This window comes from Stieleria tagensis (assembly GCF_024129865.1).
GTDB classification, from domain to species: domain Bacteria; phylum Planctomycetota; class Planctomycetia; order Pirellulales; family Pirellulaceae; genus Stieleria; species Stieleria tagensis.
In genome coordinates this window covers 12,752-31,817 of the sequence record NZ_JAMYFE010000069.1, presented here as the reverse complement: position 1 = coordinate 31,817, position 19,066 = coordinate 12,752, and the positions used below count along the sequence as shown (strand labels likewise).

11 protein-coding genes are annotated in these 19,066 nt (G+C 54.2%); 3 read left to right on the top strand and 8 right to left on the bottom strand.

Going from position 1 to position 19,066, the window contains the following annotated elements:
* The first annotated feature begins 8 nt into the window (after positions 1-8).
* The 3 genes from NHH03_RS17145 to NHH03_RS17135 all read left to right on the top strand — a co-directional run bounded on the left by NHH03_RS17145 (position 9) and on the right by NHH03_RS17135 (position 4,776).
* Positions 9-602, top strand: coding sequence for an ECF-type sigma factor (locus NHH03_RS17145; RefSeq protein WP_253158213.1), 594 nt, complete (start codon positions 9-11; stop codon positions 600-602).
* A 130-nt stretch (positions 603-732) separates the two neighbouring features.
* Complete coding sequence (locus NHH03_RS17140; protein WP_253158212.1) at positions 733-3,231, top strand: serine/threonine-protein kinase; 2,499 nt, start codon at positions 733-735, stop codon at positions 3,229-3,231.
* A gap of 99 nt (positions 3,232-3,330) precedes the next feature.
* Positions 3,331-4,776, top strand: coding sequence for a sulfatase family protein (locus NHH03_RS17135; RefSeq protein WP_253158211.1), 1,446 nt, complete (start codon positions 3,331-3,333; stop codon positions 4,774-4,776).
* Positions 4,777-4,783: 7 nt separating this feature from the next.
* Here the strand turns inward: NHH03_RS17135 and NHH03_RS17130 are convergent, their stop codons facing one another.
* From NHH03_RS17130 to NHH03_RS17095, 8 genes are all read right to left on the bottom strand, one after another.
* Positions 4,784-6,499 (bottom strand): arylsulfatase, encoded by a 1,716-nt coding sequence (locus NHH03_RS17130; RefSeq protein WP_253158210.1) that lies wholly within the window; start codon positions 6,497-6,499, stop codon positions 4,784-4,786.
* Positions 6,500-6,613: 114 nt separating this feature from the next.
* Complete coding sequence (locus tag NHH03_RS17125; protein WP_253158209.1) at positions 6,614-7,933, bottom strand: alginate lyase family protein; 1,320 nt, start codon at positions 7,931-7,933, stop codon at positions 6,614-6,616.
* 28 nt (positions 7,934-7,961) lie between these two features.
* Positions 7,962-10,130 (bottom strand): right-handed parallel beta-helix repeat-containing protein, encoded by a 2,169-nt coding sequence (locus NHH03_RS17120; RefSeq protein WP_253158287.1) that lies wholly within the window; start codon positions 10,128-10,130, stop codon positions 7,962-7,964.
* 33 nt (positions 10,131-10,163) lie between these two features.
* A complete protein-coding gene (locus NHH03_RS17115; RefSeq protein WP_390895585.1) occupies positions 10,164-11,651 on the bottom strand; it encodes a sulfatase family protein in 1,488 nt (495 codons plus the stop codon).
* A gap of 217 nt (positions 11,652-11,868) precedes the next feature.
* Positions 11,869-15,318 (bottom strand): PVC-type heme-binding CxxCH protein, encoded by a 3,450-nt coding sequence (locus NHH03_RS17110; RefSeq protein WP_253158207.1) that lies wholly within the window; start codon positions 15,316-15,318, stop codon positions 11,869-11,871.
* A 288-nt stretch (positions 15,319-15,606) separates the two neighbouring features.
* A complete protein-coding gene (locus tag NHH03_RS17105) occupies positions 15,607-16,866 on the bottom strand; it encodes an SGNH/GDSL hydrolase family protein (RefSeq protein WP_253158206.1) in 1,260 nt (419 codons plus the stop codon).
* A 2-nt stretch (positions 16,867-16,868) separates the two neighbouring features.
* Complete coding sequence (locus NHH03_RS17100) at positions 16,869-17,750, bottom strand: ThuA domain-containing protein (protein ID WP_253158205.1); 882 nt, start codon at positions 17,748-17,750, stop codon at positions 16,869-16,871.
* Entirely contained in the window at positions 17,747-18,913 is a 1,167-nt protein-coding gene (locus NHH03_RS17095; RefSeq protein WP_253158204.1) for a putative glycoside hydrolase, read from the bottom strand. The genes NHH03_RS17100 and NHH03_RS17095 overlap by 4 nt, the downstream gene beginning before the upstream one ends.
* Positions 18,914-19,066: the final 153 nt, after the last annotated feature.

Genomic DNA, 19,066 nt, shown 5'->3' with positions numbered 1-19,066 from the left:
TTCTGCACATGTCACAGCAGATTAATGAAAACGAAAGTGTTTCCGCTTGGATTGCCGGGATGAAATCCGGCGACTGCGATGCAATGACCGCGCTGTGGGATCGATATTTTGCGAACCTCCGTGATTTCGCCAACAAGAAGCTTGGCGGGGCGAAAACCACCGTCGTTGACAGCAGCGACGTTGCCGCCAGTGCGCTCGGCGCCATCTGGCAGGGAGCCCGCGAGGGTCGATTCAAAAGGTTGTCCAATCGCGACGATTTCTGGCAACTGCTGGTTGTCATCGCAGCGCGAAAGGTCGCCAACATTCACCGCAAGCAGAAGACACGACAAGAGCGAGGCGAGTCGGGACTGGTCAATGGCATTGCCGCGGCGAACCTTGCCGAGATGCTTCAATCGCAGGACGACGCCACATTCAACGAGCTGACGCTGTCCTGCGATGAACTGCTCGCACAGCTCGACGAAAAGCACCGTGAAGTCGCTCTGATGCGATTGGCCGGGTACAAAAACCAAGAAATCGCTGACCGCCGCGATTGCAGCGTGAAATCGGTCGAGCGTTATCTCAACTACATCCGTGCCGTGTGGACACAGTTTCGCTTGAATTGAGCAACAACGGCTGCTGGACAGCGATTTGGAATCTAATTTCCCATTTTTTGAGGGGATCGACGTGCTTGGGGTGAGTTAATTGATGCAAAACTCAAACCGCCAATTTCAATCCTGTCGAAAGTGATCTCCATTGTTTGGAACCGAACCCGTCGAACTGCTCAAACGCATCGATGATGTCGCCGAGCAATACGAATCTTCGATCAAGGCCGGCGGCGATGCCGATTTGGGTAGGTTTCTCGATGCGTTCAGTGGCGATGAACGTACCGCCTGCTTCCACGCTCTGTTCGCCCTGCTGGTGGATTATCGCGTCCGCAAAAACCTGCCCATCGATCTAGCCGAATACCAACAACGCTATCCAGATCTTGTCGGTGTCATGGAACAGGTCGTCGGCGATGCCCGAAAGTCCATGCCGAAACGGATTGGCCCTTACGAACTGCGAGAGAAACTTGGCGAAGGCGGTATGGGAACCGTCTTCAAGGCGTGGCATTCCAGGTTGCGGCGCTACGTTGCCCTCAAAATGCTGCCTCATGAAACGGCCAACGATGCAGAACTACTCGCGAGATTCGATCGTGAGATGCAGGCTGCCGGGAAACTATCACATCCGAACGTGGTGACCGCCAGCGATGCCGACTACCGAGACGGCATTCATTTTCTGGTGATGGAATTCTGCGATGGGATGGATTTAAGCAAAGTCATCAAGCGACTTGGAAAGATCGAAGTCGCCGACGCCTGCGAGATCATTTGCCAAGCCGCCGACGGATTGCAGCACGCCCATCAACACGGATTGGTGCATCGTGACATCAAACCGTCCAATCTGATGCTCAGCCGTGATGGCGTTGTGCGTATTTTGGACATGGGATTGGCCCGGCTCAATACCACCGACGCCCGGGAGTTGACGTCCACCGGTCAGGTCATGGGGACATTCGATTACATGTCCCCCGAACAAGCGTCGGGATCGGGGGCGGTCGACGTCCGATCGGACATCTATAGTTTGGGGATGACGCTCTACAAGCTGCTCACCGGAACGTTTCCTTTCGCACCGCCCCAATACGACACAACCATCAAAAAGCTGGTGGCCAAAGCATCCACGCCTGCCCCCAGTGTGTCGCTTCATCGCCCTGATTTGCCAGCCGACGTGGTCCAGGCGTGCGACAAAATGCTGATGATCGATCCGGATCTGCGATTCGCCGACCCCAAGGAACTAAGAACCGTTCTGCAACCGTATTGCCAGGGCGCGGACCTGATGCAGTTGATCCAGGACGCAGCTGAAGCGGCGCCGGATCATGAGCGCCAGACGGAACCCGATCGAACAACGATGGCCTTCTTGCCGGCATCCGAGATCGACACCGTGTCCGAACATGGCAACAGTCTGGGGTTTGAGCTGAACTCAACGCAGGAAGCGACACAGCTCTTATCCCAACCGTCGATCACCAACAATGATCAGCGGTCGCTCGCGCCGCGGAAACATCGCTTGATGGCCAAACCGACAGGAATTGTTGGCGGCACCGTCGGGTTGCTGATATGCGGGTTGATTGCGCTGTGGGCATTCGGTTTATTCACGATCAAAACCCCTGCGGGGACACTGGAGATCCGGTCCAAGGGTGAACGGTTCGCAACCTTGATGCAGGGCAAGAAGATCACGATCAAAAATACACTGAGCGGTGAAACTTTTACGATCGATCTGAAGACACGCGATGAACGTCGTGAATTTGAACCGGGACAATATGTCGTGCTGACTAGCGACAGCGGTTTAGAGACATTCACCAAACACTTTACGATCCGCAGTGGCGAGATCGAATTGATTGAGGTGAGGTGGAAGCCAAACCCGTCAGAAGCTTCAGTGGTTGCTCCGATGATCACGAGAGGGAATACAGCGTCGCCGTCTGAAACCGTGGATCGAATTTCGGAAAGGAACGAACGGGAGTTCATTAGAGAGTTGATCGAAAAAGGTGCTGAGGTTTGGTACCAACGCGGCAAAGAAGGTTTTGAATGCAACCAAGTTTCCGAAATTCCAACAGATCCTGCGGCGTACGTATTCGGGATCCAAACCCCAGCCCATCGGCCTTTTACCGAAGCCGATTTTGCTGGTGTTGCGGTGATCGGCAGACTACACACCCTGATCATTGACACGGACAAGGTGGACTACAACGGCCTACACCATCTGAAAAAGCTTTCATTGGGTAGGTTGCAGATCTCACTCACAAACGCTCGCTCAGACACACTCGAGTTGGTCGCCACAATGACAAGCCTACGCACGTTGGCGCCGGGCTACGTCACGAAGGAACAGTTGCGAAAACTGCATCCGTTGGTGCCAACTCTGCAAAACCTCGGCTTCTACTCGGCAGGTATTCAGGACAAGGAACTCGCTGAATTGGGGGAATTCAACCAGCTTCTCGAACTGACTCTGACGAACAATCCTGATGTGACCGACGCAGTGATCCCCCAGATTCTGAAGATACCTACGCTGCAAACCCTACGTTTGCCTGGTACGAAGGTGACCGATGCAGGCATCATGCAACTGAAGCAGATGAACAATCTGCAACTGATCACACTCGAAGGCACTCAGTGCACCGCAGCAGGCGTCGCAAAACTGCGGCAAGCCCTACCCGCCTGCAAAATTGATTTTTGAACAGCCGTTTCTCAATATTTGTCTGGCGATCTACTCCGGCACCGGTTTTACTTTAGTGCGGTGACCCACTTCTCGCATCAACGGTGCCTCTGGACGATCATGAGTAACAACAAATCTGTGGCTGTCTTCCTGACGGTCGCTTTCATCGCAATGCATGGCGTGTCGGCCGAGGACACGCCGCCGTCAAATCCCAACATCGTGATTATTTTTGCTGACGACCTGGGTTACGGTGACGTCAGTTGTTATGGGGCGACCAAGATCCAAACCCCAAATATCGATGGTCTTGCCAGCGAAGGCATGAAATTCACGGATGCCCATTCGGCGGCCTCACTCTGTTCACCATCGCGATACGGATTGCTGACCGGACAATCCCCCTGGCGTCTCCACCAAAAAGGCAACGGCTATCGACTCCGCCCCGACCGAATGAACATAGCGTCGTTCCTGCAGGGACAGGGCTACACGTCCGCCGCGATCGGGAAATGGCATCTCGGTTACAGCAAGGATTGGAACAAGCTGCCGATCACAGGCCCATTGGAAGTCGGTTTTGATTACCACTTCGGCGTGCCCTCCAATCACAATGATTCCACGAGAGCCTTCATCGAGAATCATGATCTGGTGGGTCGCAAACCAGGCGAAGACTACCGCATTGTCAAACGACAGGATTTTCCAGACGGGCTTGCTCAACCGCGCGTCGAGGACCAAGTCGACAGCACTCTTACGAAGAAAGCGGTTGCATTCATTCGCAAAAATGCTGACAAGCCGTTCTTTCTGTACTTCACTCCCTGCGCTCCACACACCCACGTCACCCCGGCCGCAGAGTTTCGCGGCTCCAGCCAAGCCGGACTGTTTGGCGATCACGTCCAAGAACTAGATTCCCACGTGGGAACGATCCTGCGAACGCTAGACGAACTGAACCTTTCGCAAAAGACGCTGGTTGTCTTCACCAGTGACAACGGATCCACACCAAAGGATTTCAAAGGGACACAGGGGGTTAAACTCAACCTTGCGGACGACTCAGGGACGATCCGAACGAAGTTCAAAACGGCCAAGGAGGATGCCAAGAAAATGGGCCACGTCACCAACGGCCCTTGGCGAGATGGAAAGGGGTACGCCTATGAAGGAGGCCACCGAATCCCCTTCATCGCGCGCTGGCCGGGACGAATCGCGGCCGGAAGTTCTTCTGATTGCACGATCAATCTGACCGACTTGTTTGCCACTTCGGCCGAGATTCTTGACCGTGAACTTCCACCCGATACGGCGGAAGACTCCTTCAGCCTGCTGCCGGTTTTGCTCGGCAAATCGAAATACGTCGACGGGCGCGAAGCAGTCTTGATTCAGGGCAATGGCAAAGACAGCGCGATCGCCGTCTGCACCGGAAACTGGAAATTGATCTTTCGATACGGCAGCGACAGTGGACGCGAGCTGTATGATCTCTTGAACGACCCCGGCGAACAAAATGATCTGTCCGACGAACGCCCCGAGCTGACGAAACAGTTGGCAGCACTGGTTGAGAAAGCCGAGGCGGAGGGCCGGACACGTCAATAAACCACTCTCAATCGAGATGAGTGACGATCACATAGTAGGCCCCCAATTCACCTTCTGGAATTTGGAATACCGGGGCAAGCTGATACGAACCTTGCTTGAGATCCGTGACGAAACTGACTTCTTCAGCGTCCCCACTGACAGGCTTTCGGTCGAGATCTTTGTCATTAATCCGCAGGACCGCTTCGGTCGCTCCGATGGCGTTTCCAGTGACAGTGCGAAATGCCACCGTGGCACCCGGCACATTTTCTCCGGCGGGAAGCGAGGCATTGATCGCGGCTCCCGACTCGGCCGGCCAGCGGCGAAGCGAGATCTGATACTTTCCATCTTGAATCACCTTGACCGCCCAGTGGCCTTCGTGAGTCAGTTTGTCCGCACCGGGATGTTTTCGGTCGGCCTCGCGAATGGCCCCTTGATGCCAGGGTGGATAAACCTTTTGGATCCAGTCATGGGCGGTGAGAGTGACCACGGGGTGCTCGGGGTGTCCGAGATAGATCTCGGTGGTCTGTGAGAAAGTCGGTTTGAGCTCGGCCCACCATTGCTCATAAAACTCGCGCATCGATGCGACAACTTCTGGGTTGTCTTTGGCGATATTATTTTTCTGGCCTGGGTCGGTGGTGATGTCATAAAGTTCTTTGCCGTTGATCAGCCGATACTGCTGCGACATCACCGATGAACTGCGCCACTTGATCGGATCTCGCACGCGTTGAGAATCACTGATGACAAAACGCTCGGGGAAATCGACGTCTTTGGCTGGGTCGAGCAAGTCGGCAATCGAGACGCCATCAAACGTCACTCCATCAGGCTTTTTCACGCCCGTCATCTCAAGCAACGTGGGGACAATGTCGACAGCATGTGTAAGCTGATCGACGTCATGCTGTTTGGTGATGCCGCCGGCTGGCCAATGAAGAAAGAACGGCACACGATGCCCGCCCTCGTACGGGCTTCCCTTGCCGCCCCTCATTCCGGCATTAAAAACTTTTGCGCCGCTGGCCGTACCATTGTCTGTGGTGAATACAAAAATCGTGTCATCCGCGATCCCGAGCTCTTCGATCAACCGGCGCGTCTTTCCGACATTGTCGTCGATATTGGTAATCATGCCGTAGAACGCGGCGATATTCTCGGACTGCCCCTCATACATACGAAGGTACTTTGGCGGGCAGTGCAGCGGTTTGTGTGGTGCGTTGGTGGAGATGTAGGCAAAAAATGGCTTCTGTTGCTTGGCACACCGACTGATGAAGGCGCCCGCTTGTTCGAAGAAGACGTCGGTGCAGTAGCCTTTGGCGGGAACGATTTTTCCATTGTGGAAATAAGAACCGTCGAAGTAGGCGTTATCCCAAAGGTCTGGGGTTTGTCCGATCCCGCCACCGCCATGTCGATAGACCTCGGTGAACCCACGGTCCTCGGGACGATAAGGATAGTTATCACCGAGATGCCACTTTCCAAACATACCCGTTTCATAGCCGGCGTCGGCGAACATTTGACCGACGGTCACTTCATTCTCCCGTAGCATCGACCGGCCCATGATCGTGTGCCAGACACCGGTGCGGTTGGTCCAATGCCCGGTCAACAACGAGCAACGTGTGGGAGAACAAGTTGGCGCAACGTGATAGTCGCTCAGCCCAGAACTCTCCGATGCCAACTGGTCGATGTTTGGCGTCTTCGCAATCGGATTCCCGGTGCATCCAAGATCGCCGTATCCTTGGTCGTCTGAAATAACGAACACGACGTTCGGGGGAGCCGCAGCGAGGGAGCCGGAAACAAACAGCCCGACCGTGAGCAGGCAGATGCGTAGAGATTGAATCATGAGTTGCTGTGAATGAATGGAGGAGGTTGAGATTTAGCGAGCGAACATTAACGTGTCCCAGCGCAGCGAACTGCGACCACCGCTGCGTCGGCCATTGCGACTGCGGTTGCCGTTTCGCGAACCAGAGTTTTCGCGATCACGTATTTCGAGCAAAGCCTGTTTGCTGAACTCGGCGGGCAGGTCGTTGCGGTGATGGTAGTGGCTATAGATTTTTTCATACATCGGACGCAGGCGTCCTCGTTTTGAGATTTCTTTGTAGTGGTAACGGCCCTCAAAACTGCGGAACGGTTCGTAGCGAACGTCGAATCCCAGGTTGTACTTTGCCGTGTATTCGAAACCGAGTAACAAACGATTGTCCATTGCGCCGTATAAATCCGTTCCTTGATTCCAAGCCGTCTCGCAAGTGTTGGCTAGAAATTCCAACCCCATTTGCGTGTGAGTTTGGTCGCGTCCAGATTCCTGGCACTCACCAAAATCATTGAAGTAATTTCCAATCGCGCCGTTGCCTTCGCCGGCAAGAAAATAGTTCACCGCTCGATCAAACATCTCGTGATCGTCCAAGAAGACGCCCATCGCGATCATGGTTTGCAACATTGATGCATCCCAATTGCCGTTAGCCGATGGATAGAAGTCTTTGATGATCGGATACCAAACGTTTCTCGCCATCGCGCGAAACTGTTGCTGGCTGGATTCGGGCCATCCATCCCAAGTGTGCCGCAATAGCTCGGCGGCGTTGCAAAACAGATGTCCTTCCATGCCGACCAGTAACCTCGCATCGTGATTCTGGATCGTCTTGAGCGTGGTCGACCACGCATCGATGATTTCTGCTGATTTACGAGCGTAGCGTGGGTCGTCAGAGAGCACCCATCGCAGCGCCTGTGTATAAGCCGCCGCGGCATCATTGGAGAAATCCGAGGATCCAATATTTGGGTGATTGGATGCGCCACGTTCAACATGTGCCCTAGGATTCGGCTGGTAGTCCAAGTCGGCGTAGCTAGATTCCTGCAATCTTTCCCAGGCATTGGCCCATGGCTGCTGGCCAGCGGACAGCTTGGCTTTGACAAAATCGATATTGGCCTTGCTGTGGGCAATTCCAGGATGCACAAATCCCTGTGCATCGGAGTTGCCGTCCGGGGCCTTTGCCGGTGCCTTGCGCTGCACTTCGTCAGCGTGGGCGCACGCGCCCCAGACACAGAATCCCCAGGCCAGAACAAAGACCACAACTGGAACGCTGGTGCAAATGTTGCTGATTCGCGACAGGCAGAACGCGATCGTTGACGATGCACGCAACGCGTGACGGAAAACGAATTCAAATCGTAATTTGGTGGAACGTACAAAAACGTTCGCCGGCATAGGGTGGTTCACTGGTGATCCTCGCTGGTCAGTCCGATGAAATTTCTGTCCTTAGACCTATTTCTGAAACGTCGATGGGAAGGATGCCCATTTTCAGGGCGGGGGAATCGGGGTGGAACCGAAAGTCGCCGTTTTCAGGATCGATCAGCAGCGGATCGACCGCTCGGCTATGGGCGTCGACACCATTGCCTCGCTGCTGTTTCAACATTTGGGCGCCCAACATCGGATCAGTCGCGCAGTAATAGATGTTGTAATCTGTGTCGGCATCCTTCGAACGTGCCAACAACCGCCCTCTTCTGTCTTCGGATTGCTTTCCCTTTCCAGGCGGCAGCTCATCGATAAACCGGCTTTCTCGGTTGTAGGAGACAAAGACATTTCGCTGGATCGTTGCCCCCGTCAATGGACCTTCGCGAACCGACAGGTAGTAACCACGTGGCGGCGCGATCACGTCCACCACCAAATTGTTTTCGACGCGCGTATTCAGTTTCAGCATGATGCCTTGCGACGTGCATTTGTAGATGATGTTTTCGGCGATCAAAGTATCTTGCTGCCCACCATCGGTTCGGATCGCACACTGCATGATCATGGGCGCAACCAGATGATGAACGTAATTGCGACGAATCACATTTCCAGCGCCCGCACCCCGAATGTAGATCGCGTTGCCATCGCCCAGTGCTTCCATGGCGTGATGGATCTCGTTGTATTCGATTCGATTGTCATGCGTGTGCAAAAAAGGACGCACCTGATCGAGTGTTTTCTTGGATGGCTTGCCACCCACTTCATGCCACCGGATGGTCCGAGTTAACTCTCGTCCGGATCTCGCAAAAAAGTCGGTCATGCACCCCGAGAGAATCAAACCCGTGTAAGGGGTGTGGTGAATCAGATTGTTCGCGACGCGGTTTTCGCCACTCTGCCAGACCATGATGCCGGGTGAATGCGAATAGATTCGTCCCGTATGGTGGATGTGGTTGTTGAAGACGAGATTGTTCCGGTTCACATCTTTTGTTCCCGGGCCATAGCCACAAAGCAAAATGCCGGAACCTCCTATCTGCTCGATGTGGTTGTTTGAGATTGTGTTTTCGATCCCATGCAAATCCACTCGGATCGCCCCTCCACCACTGTTGGCAAAATGACAATTCTCGATGCTGCAGTTTTCCGCTCCGCGTAGACGCAGCAAGGCAGTTGCCTTGTCGTGCATCTCCCAATCGTGCTGTAGGCCAGCATCCTCATCGGTCAACGTGTCACGGTCGCCATGTTGAAATGTGAGGCCTCGAAAGTGCAGATTGCGCACCGGATCGTCCTTCGGACCGTCTTTGTCAATTGCACCTTCGATGCGAATGAGTTCCTTTAATTGCGGAGCAACGACGGTCGTCTCGTTTCGCGGCCACAGATAGAGCTTGTCTTCGGTGGTATCGAGCGCCCACTCGCCTGGTTCATCAAGTTCTTCCAAGACGTTCTCTACCCAGCAGGATTCAGTTCCCTTCAAAAAATGGAGTTCGTTCATCGCATAGGTCGCATCGACGGACGTATAAGCGATCTGATTCACTTCATCGACCGACTTCAACGGCAGTACGTTCACGATCCAGGCGTGATGTGGACGCACGACAATTTCTACGTCGTTGACGTTCGGCCAACGCTTCAACTTGCCTTTTGGAAAACGAAGCTCGCTGCGACCACTGCCCTTCATTGGGATGAATCCTGCCGACCGGGCACGCGGCAAAAGGCCTTCCTGGTCAAAGAGACACTTGAAACTTCCGGAAACATCGGCGACCAAGACCTTGCCCCGTGCCTGCTTTGCCAGCCTGGGAAGATTCGGATCGGCTTGTCTCCACTTTGAAATCTCTCGCGCGGAACTCAATACCGGCGTCTCACCGGGATAGGCCGCATAGGTGATCGTCGCTGGGCCTTCCCCAGAATCCTGCAAACCAAAAACAAGGGTCTCGTCGAGCGTGTAGTTTCCTTCGCGAACAAGCACCACGATGTCCGTCGCTTTACTTTTCTTCAGTTCTCGAACGGCGTCACGAGCACGCTGTATCGTTGCGAACGGACCATCGCTGGCTTGCTGATTGGAATCCGCCAGTGTCCCCGACCAAGTGTCAGATCCGGTGGCGGCCACATAGAAGTCCGCTGCCGTGTCGTCAGCAAGACACGCGTTCCCGGTCATCAAGACCAATAGCGTCATCGCGAACAGTTTCATCATTTTTATCTGCATCGAATCAACCGCAATCGTTTAGGGTTTGTTTCGTTTCGGTCTCTGAAATTGTTTCTGATCGACCGGAATCGTTCGATCAAACAGGACCCCGTACTGCTGATAATCGTTGTAGGAAACGGCCTGCTGTTTCCATCGCTCCAGCTGTTCATCATATTTTGAGCGCAGGGTGTTTAGCACGTCTCCTGATTCAAGATCCCTAGACAGATTTTTCATTTCCAGAGGATCCGTTTTCAAATGAAACAGTTCCTCGGTCGGCTCCATTTCCGCATCACCATACCACCAGTACGTGTATTTCCACTCCTTGGTCAGACAGGTCAGACTTTTCGTTGGCAGTGCCCCCCATACATTGATGAATGCCAACTGCTCGCGAACATCCGCTGCCGGGTCATTTAACAGCGGCAACAGACTGACGCCGTCCATTGATTGTGGCGCCGACACACCGGCAAGCTCGAGGATCGTGGGCGCAAAATCGATGTTGCCCGTCAATGCCGAACTGCGTTGTTTTTTGCCCGCAGACGGACTGCGGGGATCAAAGATCAGCAGTGGCACGCGAGCCGACTCCTCCATTGGCAACACCTTCGATCCATAGCCATGCGCCCCGCAAATGTAGCCGTTGTCGCTGGTGTAGATGATCACCGTGTTGTCAGCAATTCCTTGTGCATCGAGTTCGGCGCGGATCATTCCCAACGACACATCGATCGCATAGACAAGCTGATAGTATTTGGCCATCACAGCGTCGTAGTTGCTGTCGTATTCCCATTCGGCGAAACGGACATACTGACGCCCTTGCTTGCTCTGCTGCGACAGATGCTGTCCTGCCTCACGTCCAAAATTGTCGGGTTTCGTAAATCTTTTTCCAGCGTAGACAGCGTCAAATTGCGGGTCGGGAGTGACGGGGCGGTGCGGCGCTTTGAAACTGATCGACAGGCAGAACGGCTTGTCCTGCTGTACGGCTTGTTTGATCACATCTTGACCAAATGCACCGTATGACAATGTGGAGTGCGGGTGGTCCTCAGCATACTTTGCCATCGATTGATTGCTGGCGGTCTTGTACGACGTTTGCCCCGGACCGCCGCCCCAAAAATCAAAATCGTTTTCCGGAAGCCCCTTGGTCTGATTCAATCCATCAATTTCAAAGCCGAATTTGCCGGCAAACGCAGTCAGATAACCCGCTTCGCGCAGGAGCACTGGATAGGATTTCGCCCAAACCTCTGGCTTCATGTTGCCGTGTTCAAAGTTTGTGCCGGTTTTGTATTCATACATTCCCGTCATCACGTTCGCACGACTGGCCATACAGATTGACGTCGTGTTGTAGTGACGGTCAAAAATCAATCCATCGTGCCCCAACCGATCCATGTTGGGTGTCTGCACCTCGGGATTCCCGTAGCAGCCGATCGACCCGACATTTTGGTCGTCGGCCATGAGGTAGATGATGTTGGGCTTTGATTGGGCGTAACCGGTCGTGGCAATCGCGACTAACAACCCGAACACAACACTTTTGCAAATCACGTTTCTAGCTCTCATATGCTTTTGATTCTCTCGGGTGATGACAATGAACCGATCGTAGTCAATGGCTCATGGCCGGCAGATCGTTTTGGTGATTCGTGTTGATCGACGCGTCAAATGATCACCTCTACAGCGAACGCGCATGTCGTTCTTCGATCAGATGAATTTAACGCAATCGAACAGGCGCGATTGAGGCAGAACGAGTGACGAACAGCAGTCAGAATCCACCTTCGGGTTGATACTTTGCGGGGGACGCGGTTGCGGGCAAGATTTCGACTCTCAGCCCCGTGTCGCCACGTTTGATTCGGTCGATGGCAAATGTGACCGCCCGTCGCCCCTTGGTCAGTGGGGTAACACTTGACGGACTGGCGAGTTCATTGTCGTCGACCCAAACCCGGATTCCTGTCACATCGTTGATCTTCAATTGCACGGCACCAGACGTCAGCACGTTCACGTATCCGCGAACAAGCACTTGGTCTGCATCCGGAAATTCACTACTGGGCAATTCACCGTTGACTTTGCTGAACGCTGTGACCCAGGCCGCGTCGTCTCTCGGAACAGCATCGTCTGCTGGAGTGGCAATCACACGCCACCTGCGAATGACCGGGCTTTCATCATTGGCAAAGTCGCCCGGTCTGCCCAAGGCCGCGACGAACTTCGCTAGATCCAAAAACTCTTGACGATTGTTGAGTTGATCGACCAGCCCAGTCGGCATGGCGGAAACCATAGCCTTCTCGGCAACAATATCTTCTGTCGCCAGACGCACCTCTTTTCCCTGTTGCGCTGCATCTCGCACCACGACCTCATCATCGCTTTTGAACGCCACAATCCCAACCTGGGTCGACCCATCCTCCAGTAGGAACAGTCGATTTTCGTAATGTTCAGCGATCGCTTTGTTCGGCTGCAAAATCGATTCCACGACATAGCTCGTCTTTGCCGCGGCACCCACCGCTACCAAATTTGGACCGATGACCGAACCGACCGGTCCGATGGCATGACAGTTGGTGCACGCCAAAGACTTTCGCCGATAGACCATTTCGCCACGGACCGCGTCTCCCAGCGATTCGACGTCGCGGGTTAGTTTCGCTTGGTCTTCCGCCAACAATTGTGAATTGAGCGAGGGGGAATCCGAGGCTGGCTGAAACAACTTGGCAAGATCCGCGGGCAACAACCCGGTCGAACGGTGAAACTCAGTGACACGAGAGGCAGCCAGCGGATGAATCACGACATTTTTCATCGCACCGGAAAGTACGCGACCACCGTTTCGATGCTTGAGAGTCGCTTGGATCAGTGGTACTGGATCTGACTCGCCCGGATCCTGAGACAATAGCTCGGCTGTCAGTCGCGCGCCGTCTTGGACGTCGATCGCTACGATGCCGACCAATGCGGAATACCGAGTGAGTGAATCACCATTCTTGCTGAGATCGACCAGGGTTTCTTTCTCTTTCGCACCGCCAAGTTTGGCCAAGGCGACGGCGGCTGAACGACGTACCGCAGGTGGACGTTGCCCGTCCCCGACCAGTTCGACAAGCTCAGCCGTGACATCGCGAGCTTGCCAGGCGGCCAGGTTGTCGGCGGCAAGTGATGCGACGACAGTATTTTCATGTGCGAGCAATCGCGTCAGGCGACGGATCCGTCGCTGGAAGCCTTTGGATGGCTGCGACTTCCGCATTCCCTTGAGTGTTTCGAGCAAGGCGATGGTGGCGTCGGTAGATTTCAATCCTTTTCCAGTCAAAACACCGACGATCTGCAGAACATCGCTGTGGGTACCGACCGCCTGGAGTTGGCTGCAAAATTCTGTGATGTCCTTGTCCGTCGGAGCGTCCTGACTCAAAAACGTCTCAATGCGCTCCTGAAAACCGATCCCGGCTGATTGCTCGGCAAATGCCCGATGCGAATCTTTTGAGAACTGAAGTGTTCCGGCATCCAGCGATGGTCGCCAGAACTTTTCCAGAGCCATGGCCGTTTGTGGCAATGCTTTGTCGAGAAAGGCATCGCCGGGATGATCGATCGAATTCAGCGCCGCCACGTAGGCTTCGGCCTTGGGGATGAAACCGGCCGACAAAACCGCTTCCATTCGAGTGCGGGGAAACGGGTCTCCGGCTGCCTTGGCAATCATCTGAATTGGATCCGACAGATCGTTGTGCCAGTACCGGATGATTCGAGCACCTGCCGAACGTGCGTGGCCGTCTTCTGCGTTCAACACCAATTCCAAGATCTTCTCGCTCGGGCGTTCCACATTCTGGCAGGCCCACATCGCTTCGACGAGTTGATGGTCGTACTGTTCGGACTTCTGATCAAGACCATCAACCCATGTTTCGAGAGTTGCCAGCACTTCGTCCGGGTCCCGCTCACTGAGTTCCTTTCTTGCTTGGTGCCGCGTCCAGGCTTCGGGACTTTTCAAGTGATCGACAAGCTCCGCGACAGTGATCCCATCGAGCCGAGGCTTTTTGACCAGCGGACGATCTTTGTGTGTGATCCGCCAAATCCGGCCATGCTCGTGATCACGTCGCGGATCACGAAAATCATGGGAGGCGTGGTTAATGATCGAGTTGTACCAATCCGCAACGTAGATCGCTCCGTCGGGACCAGTCTTGACATCAACGGGCCGAAAATTGGGATGCTTGCAGGTCATCAACGGCGGCAGAACGTTGGCACTGAATCCGGCACCGTCTTCGGTGAATTCATAGCGGATAATGGCTCGACTTTTAAAACGGCCGCTGAGCAGATTGTCACGGAGATCGTCTCCGACATGAGTCCCCGTGGCGAGATCGCCACCACATTGTTTTTCCGTGCTGATCAACGGGTTGATCCGTATCTGCTGGCCACTGTTTCCCGTGGCATGTGACAGGTACATGATGCGGGGGTTGTTGACCATAAACGACTGGCCCCATCTGTCGAACACGTGCCCCCAAGGATTGCCCCCGGTCCCTGTACAAAACACTCGCAACTCTTGAGTGCGGGGGTTGTATTGATAGACGCCTCCGTTGTAATTCCGTACGACACCATGCTGCGTTTCAACCTGGGAATGCAAGAAGATGCCTTCCTGGAAATAAATCCATCCACCGGGGCCACGTCGCCAAGCACTGACCGAGTGGTGACTGTCTTCGATCCCGAACCCTGTGAGTGCCAATTCTTTCACATCGGCAACGTCATCCCCATCGGTGTCCTTTAGAAAAAACACGTCAGGTGATTGTGCGACATAACATCCACCATTGGCCAGTTCCAAACCGGTTGGCACGTACAGTCCATCGGCAAAGACGGTGGATTTGTCGGCGACGCCGTCATCATCGGTATCTTCGAGGATGATGATTTTGTCGTTAGCGACTTCGCCAGGCTTGAGCTGCGGATAGGCCCACGAACACGACACCCACAGTCGACCTCGAGAATCCCAGTGCATGTGGGTGGGATTGGCGAGCATCGGATCCGACGCGAACAAGTTCACCTGGTATCCGTCGAGCAACTCAAAATTCTCAAGTTCTGACGCTGGATCATGATTGCTCATCAGGTCCAGGTCTGCGCCCTTGATATTCTTGATACCGGATGCGTCTTGCGCGGCCCCCGAACCAGCGAACGTGCCGCATACCAGTAGAACCGAGCAAACGAAACGGGAAAATAAAGTATCCATCGGCTTGTTGGCTTGATGAGCGTTGGTCGAATTTGTCATGCTGTTTTGGTCGATCGCCATTGGACGCCTGATTGTTTCACCGGTTCTTGCGATTGACTGATGTTTGTAGTTCACGCGATTTGCAGTTGCGCTTTTGCGTAGGGCATTGGTTCTTGGTAACCCGAAGCGTGAGTTTTGAAGGTGCACGAAACAGCTTTTTCAATTCAAATGACTCGGCAAATTGCCGCTTCGATCTCTTCACTCTCCCGCGGGGCGGGAGAGTGAGTTGCGAAAAAACTACATAGCATGGCAACTGTAAAAGTGTTTCGCTGAATTGCGTCTGGCGGGTTATTCCAAAACACGATTCAAACGCCAGTCACGTGTTTGGAGTTGCATTCCGAGCCGAAGTTTTGCGTCGCGTTCGTTTGCGATCTTGTTGAACTCGATCACTTCCGATGGCAGCGCCCTTCCACTGGGTGATCCCTTTCTTTCGCCGACGATGTGAACTTGATTGAGTGCTTTCCAACTGTACGTGAACTGCAGATTCTTGTCGTTGATCGAACGGCGAAGTCCATCTGCTGCACTGTGAGCGGGTGATTGATCAATCGCTACACCGCCAGCCCACTCTTGAGCGCTCGCGGTAGTCACCGGTTTCCCATCGACCGACAGTTGGTAATTTCCAGGTTGCAGGTGGGTGATCGTCAACGAGTCACGCAGATGATTCAGTGGTGGCGGAAGCTTCTGATCGCTGGGCGGCGGCAACGTCGGAGCGACCCGCTCTGTCACGCGAAACGCCAATCCCTGGTCGGTACGTGTCAAACCGGAGACATCGACGGCGCGAGTTGTCGTCACCAAATCGGCTGCGTCAATGAACATCTGCCATGGCCCCTGAATCGATGCCCCTTGAATCGAATCCAGATCGTCACGCACTAGGTCGCGAAAAAAGAAATGGCTGATGGCCCAGTAGCCGTAGGGATTCAGATGGATTCCGTTGGTTGTCAGTTTCGGTCCTTGCCGCTCGTCCATCAGGTAACGTGATGGTTGATACAAATCGATAAAGGGAACGTTCGCAGCGACAGCGACATCCCCCATCGCTTTGCTGTAGAGGGCCAAGTCCTGGTCGCGCTGCTCCTGGCCAGGCGTCAATTCCCCCAGTTGTTCGTGAGCAATTGGCGAAACCAAAATCAAACGAACGTCGGATTCACCGTTGTACTTTTTACCGGCATGGGATTGGATGAACGCATTGACTTGATCGCGAAAATCAGACAGCCCCGCCGCGCCAGAAAACGATTCGCCCATTCCGAAACAGGCGACGATCACATCGGTGTGATGTTCTGTGAGCGTTTCCTGCTCGGTTGGAAATCCCGTGGGTCGGTCGCGAGCGGTCAGCATGTCACCTCCCCACCCCAAGTTTCGGATCGAAACCGGGTTATCGGGCCAGTGTTGCATCAACTGTGTTTCGAGATAACCATGAATTCGCAATTGATCGGCAAACGTATTGCCAACGATCGCGATCCGGTCGCCCGACTTGATCGGCGATTCGGCGACAGCAGATGGAACCGCAAGACAAGCGAGCAGGATCGCAATGGTGCAGGGGGTTGTTTTCATGGTTAACGATCGGCTCGTTCGATTTCCCAGGTCGTGATTGTCTGGTCAGCATCCGGCACCGGACGATCAACAGACCAATGCACCGCGTTGACTAGCATTCGCACAAATGATTCTTCGGCAAAATCGCCAGGGTGTCCGAAAGTGGTGCCAAACACTTTGCCGCCCCATTCGTTCTGCCAGGCCCAGGCGACGATATCGGCTTCACTCTGATTGACCATGATCGGCCCAAACGGCTTTTGCAGCAGCCTTGGCTTTCCCGTTCCGGTTCCGATCACTAGCGGGATACAGCCTGCTTCAAGCCGGGTCAGATAAAGCGTCCCGGGAGACTCCCAATTCGATTTCTCAACATGCGTTAAAATCGGATGCTTTCGAGCTTTGTCGATCACGCTGATTTCTGTCGCGCCGGACTGATGCACAATGTAGGGCGTGCCCAATGCACGGCGTCCAAAATCATCGTTCCAAGAAAATCGTGGATGATTCGGCGCATACTTAAACGAGTGATTGGCTGTTCGCAGACCGATCACTGGCTTGCCAGATCGCAGGTACGCTTCAATCGGCTGCCACTCGTCATCCGGTAACTTCAAGAACCGCATGAAGAAAATGGCTACGTCGGCATCCGACAACACTTCGATACCCGGCAGTACATTCTCGGTTTTCTTTTCTGGATTGCCTTCTCCCATCACGACCGTTGTGCGAAATCCAAATCGCTGCAGTTCCTGTGCCAGCAGTGGCATGCTGAGTTCGGGTGAATAGTGCTGTGTGCCCACGACGATCACGACGTGCGGCTTGGTATCCTCCGCCGCCACTGCGGTGGATACAAACAGCAGAGGCAAAGCGCACATGCCGTACAGCAGAAATGTTTTCAGATGATGAGAGATGTTCATTTGGAATCCCAATCAATGCGGGCTTCTTTTTTGTTAAGGTCGACCCAGACAGATGCGTGTTCGAATTCTCGCGTGGCGGTCAGTCCGTCCCACAATGCAGCCGACTTTGGCGAACCGAGTGCGCGATCAAATTCTTGGTAAGGCGCCAACATGCCATGTCGATCGGTGTAGCCCCAGGAGTAACAAAAGTGGCTTCCACTTTGCGCACCGATCAAGAAACATGCCAGCGGAAACGTGATCTGGTCACGCGCCAGTTTTAACAGTTCCGCTTGCGGGCGCTTCATCATGTCTTTGTCTAGCCAGTTGAATCCGGGCCAGCCTTTGACGACGACGAATTTCCCCTTTGCCGCAGCCAACTCGATCGAATCCAGGTCAGCCTTGATGTCGGCTGGAGCGGCGGTATTGAATCCACCGAAGTGCTCGATCATGACACCATCGATGCCATCCCAATCGAGCAGCTCTCGAAAATCAGTTGTCCTGAGTCCGTTGACGAGAACCAAACGGTCAGGCCCCAATTTGCGTTTCGTCAGCGCGATCATTTCACGCAGCCCAGCGATCACCTGTCGCGCCTTGGTTTCGCCAATTCGCGTCACGAGTGCCGGCGACAACGCCTGGGGCAGCGCGTCAATGAAGACGCCACCAAGCGGCGCCGTTCGATTCGCCTGAGCGACCACATCCGACCACCACTCGCGGAAATCTGCGTCCGACGGATCTGGACGAGGTGTCCCCGATCGATGTGAGACGATCTTGCCGTTGGCATCTCGCAACGTCCATTCAGGACGATAGGTCTTGAATGCGTCATAGCCTGGCCAGTTAATGAACGCATTGAAATAGAACAGCACTTTCGCATCAGGATTGCGAGCCACAATTCGCCGCGCGGAATCAGCAATGCCCGCTTCGGTGCTGCCATGGGCAGATAGCCCGTGACTCTTTTCCAAGGCAATTAAATTGCTGTGGCTGGCAATGAAATCGATTTCAACGTCCGTCAAGTCGCTGGACCGTTTGCCAAAATGAATGTTCAAAGGCACCCGATCCCAATGAGAATCGGGCCAGCTCAAACCACTGGCCGCCTGCTTCTGTTTTGGTGTCTCTGCCGCATACGACAACAACGCCCCCCCGGCCCAACAGATCGCTACTGCAATCAACGGAAAGATGCGTCCCATCAGCTAGCCGTCCTTCGTTCGTTCGTTTGTGTATCGCCGCTTCCAATGACGGACTGACAGTCTTCAGACAGGGCGATGTGTCTGCGTCAATCGGATGCGAGCTAAAATTGCGTCACCTCAATGTGCCCGAAACGCACCTTAGCACCGCATTGT

What these genes read in the sequence shown, in the direction of transcription:
- NHH03_RS17145 (WP_253158213.1), top strand. Translation starts at nt 9, where the DNA reads ATGTCACAGCAGATTAATGAAAACGAAAGTGTTTCCGCTTGGATTGCC.
- NHH03_RS17135 (WP_253158211.1), top strand. Translation starts at nt 3,331, where the DNA reads ATGAGTAACAACAAATCTGTGGCTGTCTTCCTGACGGTCGCTTTCATC.
- NHH03_RS17125 (WP_253158209.1), bottom strand. Translation starts at nt 7,933, where the DNA reads ATGCCGGCGAACGTTTTTGTACGTTCCACCAAATTACGATTTGAATTC.
- NHH03_RS17120 (WP_253158287.1), bottom strand. Translation starts at nt 10,130, where the DNA reads ATGAAACTGTTCGCGATGACGCTATTGGTCTTGATGACCGGGAACGCG.
- NHH03_RS17110 (WP_253158207.1), bottom strand. Translation starts at nt 15,318, where the DNA reads ATGACAAATTCGACCAACGCTCATCAAGCCAACAAGCCGATGGATACT.
- NHH03_RS17105 (WP_253158206.1), bottom strand. Translation starts at nt 16,866, where the DNA reads ATGAAAACAACCCCCTGCACCATTGCGATCCTGCTCGCTTGTCTTGCG.
- NHH03_RS17100 (WP_253158205.1), bottom strand. Translation starts at nt 17,750, where the DNA reads ATGAACATCTCTCATCATCTGAAAACATTTCTGCTGTACGGCATGTGC.
- NHH03_RS17095 (WP_253158204.1), bottom strand. Translation starts at nt 18,913, where the DNA reads ATGGGACGCATCTTTCCGTTGATTGCAGTAGCGATCTGTTGGGCCGGG.